This window comes from Streptosporangium sp. NPDC001681 (assembly GCF_040298085.1).
GTDB lineage: Bacteria > Actinomycetota > Actinomycetes > Streptosporangiales > Streptosporangiaceae > Streptosporangium.
Map to the genome: position 1 here is coordinate 66594 of NZ_JBEOZN010000039.1, position 7260 is coordinate 73853.

7 protein-coding genes are annotated in these 7260 nt (G+C 70.9%); 5 read left to right on the plus strand and 2 right to left on the minus strand.

Annotation, left to right across the window (positions count from 1 at the left end; all coding sequences use genetic code 11):
- Window positions 1–90: 90 nt before the first annotated feature.
- The gene (locus tag ABT130_RS19540; protein ID WP_350957055.1) at window positions 91–501 is read left to right on the plus strand and encodes an acyl-CoA thioesterase; all 411 of its coding nucleotides are present in this window, start codon (window positions 91–93) and stop codon (window positions 499–501) included.
- 75 nt (window positions 502–576) lie between these two features.
- Here ABT130_RS19540 and ABT130_RS19545 read toward each other — a convergent pair whose 3' ends face one another.
- Window positions 577–2160, minus strand: coding sequence for an FAD-binding oxidoreductase (locus tag ABT130_RS19545; RefSeq protein ID WP_350957066.1), 1584 nt, complete (start codon window positions 2158–2160; stop codon window positions 577–579).
- A 46-nt stretch (window positions 2161–2206) separates the two neighbouring features.
- On the opposite strand from ABT130_RS19545, the gene ABT130_RS19550 reads away from it, so the two are divergent.
- From ABT130_RS19550 to ABT130_RS19565, 4 genes are all read left to right on the plus strand, one after another.
- Complete coding sequence (locus ABT130_RS19550; protein WP_350917000.1) at window positions 2207–2773, plus strand: TetR/AcrR family transcriptional regulator; 567 nt, start codon at window positions 2207–2209, stop codon at window positions 2771–2773.
- Window positions 2770–4275, plus strand: coding sequence for a glycerol-3-phosphate dehydrogenase/oxidase (locus ABT130_RS19555; protein ID WP_350957057.1), 1506 nt, complete (start codon window positions 2770–2772; stop codon window positions 4273–4275). Before ABT130_RS19550 ends, ABT130_RS19555 begins: the two co-directional genes overlap by 4 nt.
- A 127-nt stretch (window positions 4276–4402) precedes the next feature.
- Window positions 4403–5350 (plus strand): ferredoxin family protein, encoded by a 948-nt coding sequence (locus ABT130_RS19560; protein WP_350917006.1) that lies wholly within the window; start codon window positions 4403–4405, stop codon window positions 5348–5350.
- Window positions 5351–5456: 106 nt separating this feature from the next.
- Window positions 5457–5771 (plus strand): WhiB family transcriptional regulator, encoded by a 315-nt coding sequence (locus tag ABT130_RS19565; RefSeq protein ID WP_012893126.1) that lies wholly within the window; start codon window positions 5457–5459, stop codon window positions 5769–5771.
- A 130-nt stretch (window positions 5772–5901) separates the two neighbouring features.
- Here ABT130_RS19565 and rsgA read toward each other — a convergent pair whose 3' ends face one another.
- Window positions 5902–7020, minus strand: a complete 1119-nt coding sequence (rsgA, locus tag ABT130_RS19570) for a ribosome small subunit-dependent GTPase A (RefSeq protein WP_350957059.1) — start codon at window positions 7018–7020, stop codon at window positions 5902–5904.
- Window positions 7021–7260 lie beyond the last annotated feature (240 nt).

A 7260-nucleotide genomic window follows, 5' to 3' on the forward strand; every position in this document is an offset into this window, starting at 1 on the left:
GTTCCCGCTCGCCCCTTTCCACCGGAACCCGCCACGGACCCGCCGGGAGAGCGGCTCATCCCGCGCCGATCTCTGGAATACAGTTCCACCGTGTACGCCTACTGGGAGACCGTTCCGACCAGGTGGAAGGACAACGACGTCTACGGCCACGTCAACAACGCCGTCCACTACTCGATGATGGACACCGTGATCAACACCTGGCTGATCAGGAGCGCGGGCCTGGACATCCACGACGGCGACGCCATCGGCCTGTGCGTCGAGTCGCACTGCGTCTACAAGGCGTCGGTCTCCTTCCCCGAACCCGTCCGGGTCGGGCTGCGGATCGGGCACCTGGGCCGTTCCAGCGTCCGCTACGAGCTCGGGCTGTTCCGCGAGGACGGCAAGACGGTCGTGGCCGAGGGCCACTTCGTCCACGTGTTCGTCGACCGGGAGACCCGGCGGCCCGCCGGGATCCCCGGGCCGCTCCGCGAGGCCATGGAGAAGCTGGTGGTCACCGGTTGACCTCCCATCGCCCACCGGAAGCCGGAGATCGGAGACCGGAAGGCGACCCCGGGAGACCCGCCGGAAAGACGGGCCTCAGGAGACGGGCTTCTCCGGGGCGACCAGGACGCCCGGGTTGAGGATGCCCCCGGGGTCGAGCCGGTCCTTGATCCCGCGCAGGATCTCCACACCCAGATCGCCGATCTCGACCGCGTGGGCCTCCCGGTGGTCGCGGCCGACGCCGTGGTGGTGCGAGATGGTGCCCCCGGCCGTGACGATCGCCTCGTTGACCGACCGCTTGGCCGTCTCCCACTGCCCGACGGGGTCGTCGCTCTGCGCCGTGACGACCGTGAAATAGAGGGAGGCGCCGGTGCCGTACACGTGGGAGATGTGGCACATCACCAGCGGTGAGCCGAGCGAGGCGTGCAGCGAGAGCCGCACGGCCTCGTACAGGCGGGGCAGGTTGGACCAGAATCCGGCGGTCTCCAGTGTCTCGACGGTCGCCCCTGCGGCGAGCAACGAGTCGCGCAGGTAGGGCGCGGAGTAGCGTCCGTGGGCCCACGACTCGCCGGGGCCAGGGCCGAGGTAGACGCCGCCGAGCCCGGACGCCACGGCGGCGACCCGTTCCCGCAGGGCGGGCACCTCCGAGAAGCCCTCGTACCCGGCGACGGCCAGGCAGCCCGCGTCGGCGGACAGCGCGCCGATCTCGCTCGGCCTGGCCAGCCCGATCATCGTCTCGGTCTCGTCGGACAGGCGCAGCACCGTGGGCAGGGCGCCCTCCTGGGCCAGGCGCCGCAGCGCGGCCGAGCCCGCCGCGAACGACTCGAACCGCCATCCCTCGTAGACGCGCTCGGCGGGCGCCGGCCGGACGCGGAGTCTCAGGGAGGTGATCACGCCGAAGGCCCCCTCCGACCCGAGGATCACCTGGCGCAGGTCGGGCCCGGCGGCCGAGGCGGGCGCCCGGCCCAGGTCGAGGGTGCCCCGCGGGGTCGCCACGGTCATGCCGACGACCATGTCGTCGAAGCGGCCGTAGCCGGCCGAGGCCTGGCCGCTGGAGCGGGCGGCGGCGAAACCGCCCAGCGTGGCGTACTCGAACGACTGCGGGAAGTGTCCTAGGGTGAGCCCGTGCCCAGCCAGAAGCTGCTCGGCCTGCGGGGCGCGCAGCCCCGGTTCCATCTCGGCGACCATCGACTCGCGGTCGACGGCGACCAGCCGGTTCAGCCGGGCCAGATCCAGCGCGACGACACCGGCGAAGCCCTGCCTGGTCGCGACCAGGCCGCCGACCACGGAGGTGCCGCCGCCGAACGGGACCACCGCGACCCGGTGCGCGGCACAGGCCGCCAGGACCGCCAGCACCTCATCGTGGGAGCCGGGCAGCACCACGGCGTCGGGCGCGTCGGAGCCGTCTCCAGCGCGCATGCGCAGCAGGTCGGGGGTGGACTTGCCGCGGGTGTGCCGGAGGCGGGCGTCGTCGTCGAAGCGCACGTGGTCGGCGCCGACGACATCGCGCAACGCGGTGAGAACCAGCGGGGACAGGGCCACGGCGGGCAGGCGCACCTCGCCGAAGTCGGCGGCCCGGTCCCGCGGCGGGCGCACGCCCAGCATCTCGTGGAGCAGCTTGCGAATCGGTTCCGGCAGGTCGGCGGCCTTGGCGGGATCCCCCCAGCCGGACCAGAGCATGGGTTCCGCGGCACTCGTCGGTTTTTCCACCCCTACACTGTGACATATGACGTCCATCCGTCACAACGCGGCCGCGGAGAGCGGCGACCAGATCCTCGACGCCGCCCGCGAGGTGGTCCTCGCGGTGGGAGTGCGGCGGGCCACGCTCACCGACGTGGCCCGCCGGGCCGGGGTGTCCCGCATGACGATCTACCGCCACTGGCCCGACATGCGCAGTCTCGTCGCCGACCTGATGACCCGCGAGTGGGTGCGCGTCGCCGGCCGGTTCGCCACCGAGGACCCGGTCACCGCGGCGGTGGCGGTGGTGCGGGCGCTGCGCGACCACCCGCTCTGGCGGAAGATCGTCGAGGTCGACCCCGAGCTGCTCCTGCCCTACCTGCTGGATCGCCGGGGCTCAAGCCATGAGGCCATGCTGAGCCTCGTCGAGTCGGCGATCATCGCAGGACAGGGCCTCGGCACCGTGCGCCCCGGTGACGCGACGAGACTGGCCAGGGGCGTGCTGCTGACGGCCCAGTCGTTCCTGCTCTCCGGCCCCACCATGCTGAACCCGCTCACCAGGGACGATCTGGACGCCGAGCTCGCCACGCTCCTGGAAAGGTACCTAAGACGGTGAAATCGTCTCTCAACGCCGCCCGCCGCGCCCGCGAGCTCGCCGAGGTCCGCGATCTCGTGGTGGACGTGCTGGTGGTGGGGCTGGGCGCGACCGGTGCCGGGGCGGCGCTCGACGCGGCCTCCCGAGGTCTCTCCGTGGCCGCGATCGACGCCCACGACCTGGCGTTCGGGACCTCCAGGTGGAGTTCCAAGATGATCCATGGCGGGCTCCGCTATCTGGCCAGGGGGCAGGTCGGGGTGGCGTACGAGAGCGCGGTGGAACGTGGCCACCTGCTCGGCCGCACCGCGCCGCATCTGGTCAGGGCGCAGCCCTACCTGCTGCCGCTGGTCCCCGCGGTCTCCCGCCACCAGGCTGCGCTGGTGATGACCGGGTACCGGCTCGGCGAGGGGCTGCGGATCGCGGCGGGCACGCCCCGCCACCTCCTTCCCGGCCCCTTGCGCATCTCCGCCGAGCAGGCGCTCGCCCTCGCCTCCCCGCTGGGTTCGCGCGGGCTGCGCGGCGCCCTGCTGTCGTGGGACGGGCGGCTGACCGACGACGCCCGCCTGGTGGTCTCCGTGGCCAGGACCGCCGCCCGCTGGGGGGCGAGGGTGCTGACGCGCTGCCGGGCGCTGGAGGTGTCCGGCGAGGGCGCGCTGGTCCGCGACGAGTTCGGCGGGGACACCTTCACGATCCGGGCCAGAACGGTGGTCAACGCCACCGGGGTCTGGGCCGCCGGGCTTCACCCGGACATCCGGATGCGCCCCTCGCGCGGCACCCATCTGGTACTGCGACCCGAGACGCTGCCGGGTCTGGCCGCGGGGCTGCACATCCCGATTCCCGGCGAGAGCAACCGGTTCGCACTGGTGCTCCCCCAGTCCGACGGGCGGATCTACGTCGGCCTCACCGACGAGCCGGTGGACGGTCCCGTCCCGGATGTCCCGCAGGCACCGGAGGAGGACGTGACCTTCCTGCTCTCCGTCCTGAACTCCGTGCTCGAGGAGCCGGTACGGCGTGCGGACGTCGCCGGCACCTACGCGGGGCTGCGGCCGCTGCTCGCCGCCGACGGCCGCACCGCCGACCTGTCCAGGAAGCACGCGCTACTGGCCACGCCGGACGGGATGGTGACGGTGGTGGGCGGCAAACTGACCACATACCGGCGGATGGCCGAGGACGCGGTCGACCGTGCCGTGTCGCTCGGCGGGCTCAAGGCGGGCCGGAGCCGCACCGCGAACCTGCCCCTCGTCGGGGCCGTCCGGCCGGACGGCTGGAGTGGCAGGGGTACGGACCGGCTCCTGGAACGGTACGGGAGCGAGGCGGGCGCCGTGCGGGCGCTGATGGCCCGCGAGCCCTGGCTGGCCGAGGCCGGCCCGACCGGGGTCACGGGGGCCGAGCTCGTCTGGGCGGTCAGGCACGAGGGCGCCCTGGACGTGGACGACCTCCTCGACCGGCGGACCAGGATCGGCCTCGTCCCCGCCGACCGCGAGGCCGCCCTCCCACTGGCGCGCGCGGCACTGGCCCACTGACACCACTGACACCACTGACACCACTGACACCGCCGACGCGCTTTTACCCGTCTAGGATCCTTCCCCCCTGCGCCACCCTGATCCGACTGTTAGGTTAGTCTTGCCTAACTCGGAGCGAGGAGAGAGTGTGATCACGGGCGGCGGCGCGAGCATGGCGAACATGACGGGCAGGGGATGCGAGCACCCCCGGGGCTGCCATACCGGCGAACTGCCCGTCCACGCCAGCGCGACGGTCGGAGCCCGCTTCTGGCTGCTGATCGAGCACTCCGGCCCCTGGGCCTCCCACCTCGAGGACTGCAAACTCCCCGAGGGCGTTCACACTCTTATCAAACGGGCCACGCGGCTCGGCATCCGGCCCCAGCTGATTCGCCGCCCCGGTCGCAGAAACCCCGTGGAAACCGGCATTCACGTCATGGTCGCCGACTCCACCGCCGCCGAGCCGTGGATCGCCGAAGGCGTCTTCGCAGGTCCAGACGATCTTGACCTTGACAGCGTGGTGGCCGGAGTGGTCCCGGAGTCCTGCATACTTGTGAGTGAGCCGGTTTTTCTGGTCTGCACGCATGCCAAGCGCAACGCGTGCTGCGCCCGCATTGGACTACCCCTAGCTCGGTCCTTGGCGAAATCATTGCCGGACACAGTATGGGAAACATCACATGTTGGCGGCGATCGATACGCCGCCAACCTCGTGTGCTTGCCACACGGGCTTTACTACGGCAGCATGTCTCAGGCTGCTGCGATCGCGGCAGCCGACGCGTACCGGTCCGGCGAGATCATTCTCGACCGTTTCCGGGGACGCGCAGGCATCCCTGAGCCACTGCAGGCCGCTGAGCATTTCATCCGCATTCATACGGGTGAACTCTCGGTTGGCGGAGTGGCCGTGGAATCCTCCAGGTCGGACGGCGCCGTCACCGAGGCATTTGTGCGCGGTAGTGGCGCTCGTTTTCGGGTAGTGGTTGAACCCATGACGCTGACAACGCCATGTGGTACGGCTTGCGCCGATACGATCACTACCTATCGGCTGGTAGCGCTGGACAGGCTGACCCCTGTGCTGTACGCCACGTCCGCGCTGACCTGACCTGAGGGAACATCACGGCCAATCCAGGCGTTGGATCCAGGGACGCCACAAGCGTCCAAATGCGGCATCAACCAGAAATACCTCTCAACTATAAGGTGGTTTTCTCATGTCTCAGGTACGTCGGCAGACCGCCCGGCCTCGGCCCAGCTGGGGATGGCAGGATGACGCCGCGTGCCGGGGCGAGGACCTCGTGCTCTTCTTCGGTCCCGACGGTGAGCGTCAGCCCGAGCGTGACATTCGCGAACGTAAGGCCAAGGCGATCTGCGCCCAGTGCCCTGTTCGCGCCGAGTGCCTGGACTACGCGCTGTCCCGTCCGGAGAAGTACGGCACCTGGGGCGGTCTGAACGAGGACGAGCGCGCCTCCGAGCGTCGCCGTCGCATGCGCCGCGCCGCCAGCGCCGGCATCAGCGCCGTCGCCTGAGCAGTACCTCCACCCGGCTTCCCCCGCACGTGTGATCTCGCGCACCCCTTGCGAGATCACACGTTGTCGTGTCGGGCCCCGCACATGCGGTGTCTGAAGCAGATCACCGCACGGCGGGCATTTCCGCGTTTCACGGCCTGCTGCGGCCCGGCTTCCGCATCTCCTTGTGGATGATCTTCCACTTGTTCTGCAGTTCCTTGCGGAGCCGCGCGTCACTCCTGGAGGCCATCCACGCGGCCTCCCTCTGGAGCTTGTTCCAGCTCTCCAGTCGCCGCTCGGGAAGCGTGCCGTCCTCGATCGCGGCGAGCACCGCGCAGCCCGGCTCGCTGTCGTGGCGGCAGTCGCCGAACCTGCAGCGCTCGGCGAGTTCCTCCAGGTCGGAGAAGACCATGTCCACGCCCTCGCCCATGTCGTACAGGCCGATGCGGCGGATACCGGGCGTGTCGATGATCAGTCCGCCTTTCGCCAGCGGAATGAGCTCACGGTGCACGGTGGTGTGACGCCCCCGGCCGTCGCCGGCCCTGACCTGCTGGGTCTCCATGACGCCCGCCCCGGCCAGGGCGTTGACGAGCGTGGACTTGCCCGCGCCGGAGGCGCCGAGCACCACCGCGGTGCGCGTGCCCTCAAGGTATTCGCGGACGATGCCGACCCCCTCCCCGGTGACCGAGCAGACCGGGTGCACGTCCACCCCCGGCGCCGCCGTGGCCACCTCCCTCAGCAGGAAGTCGAGCCCCTCGCCGATCAGGTCGGACTTGGTGACGAGCACCACGGGACGGCCACCGCTCTCCCAGGCGAGCGCGAGCAGCCGCTCGATCCTGCCCAGGTCCGCGGTGTCGGTGGCGTGCAGCGCCGGTTCGGTGACGAAGACGACATCGACGTTGGCGGCGAGCACCTGCCCCTGTGAGTCACCTGAGAGCCCGCCCCTGGAGACCCTGCCGACACCGCCACGCACGAACGCGGTGCGCCGGGGCAGGAGCGCCTCCAGCTCGAAGCGGCCCTCGGCCAGCCGGCGGAGCCCGACCCAGTCACCGACACAGGGCAGGGCCACGGGATCGGCGGCGGCCTCGCGCCGCACCCGGGCACCGTAGTCGGCCCGGAGATGGCCGGAGGCGGACAGCACCTCGGCGGCACCGCGATCGACGCGGGACACCCGGGCGGGAGTCAGACCGGCGGGGAGTTCGGCGGCGAAGAAGTCGGTCCAGCCGAGCGCGGTGAGAGCGGCCGAAGAAGAGATGATTGGCGAAGACAACGTGGGTACACCCTTTTGGAAGGTCGGGTGCCCCGTCGCGAATCGGCTAGGCGGGCACCCGGAGGTCGGTGGATGGCATGGTCATCAGAACAACCCGCATGATCTCCACCTCCTCGTGGCTCACGGCCGCCCGTCTCCCGAACGACGTCTTCCGGAGAACCATAGCGCAGCCCCTCCCGCCCGGTGCAAGCCCATTTTGGTCGTGCCGGGGAACGCGTCGGGGCCCCGGGACACGTGGTG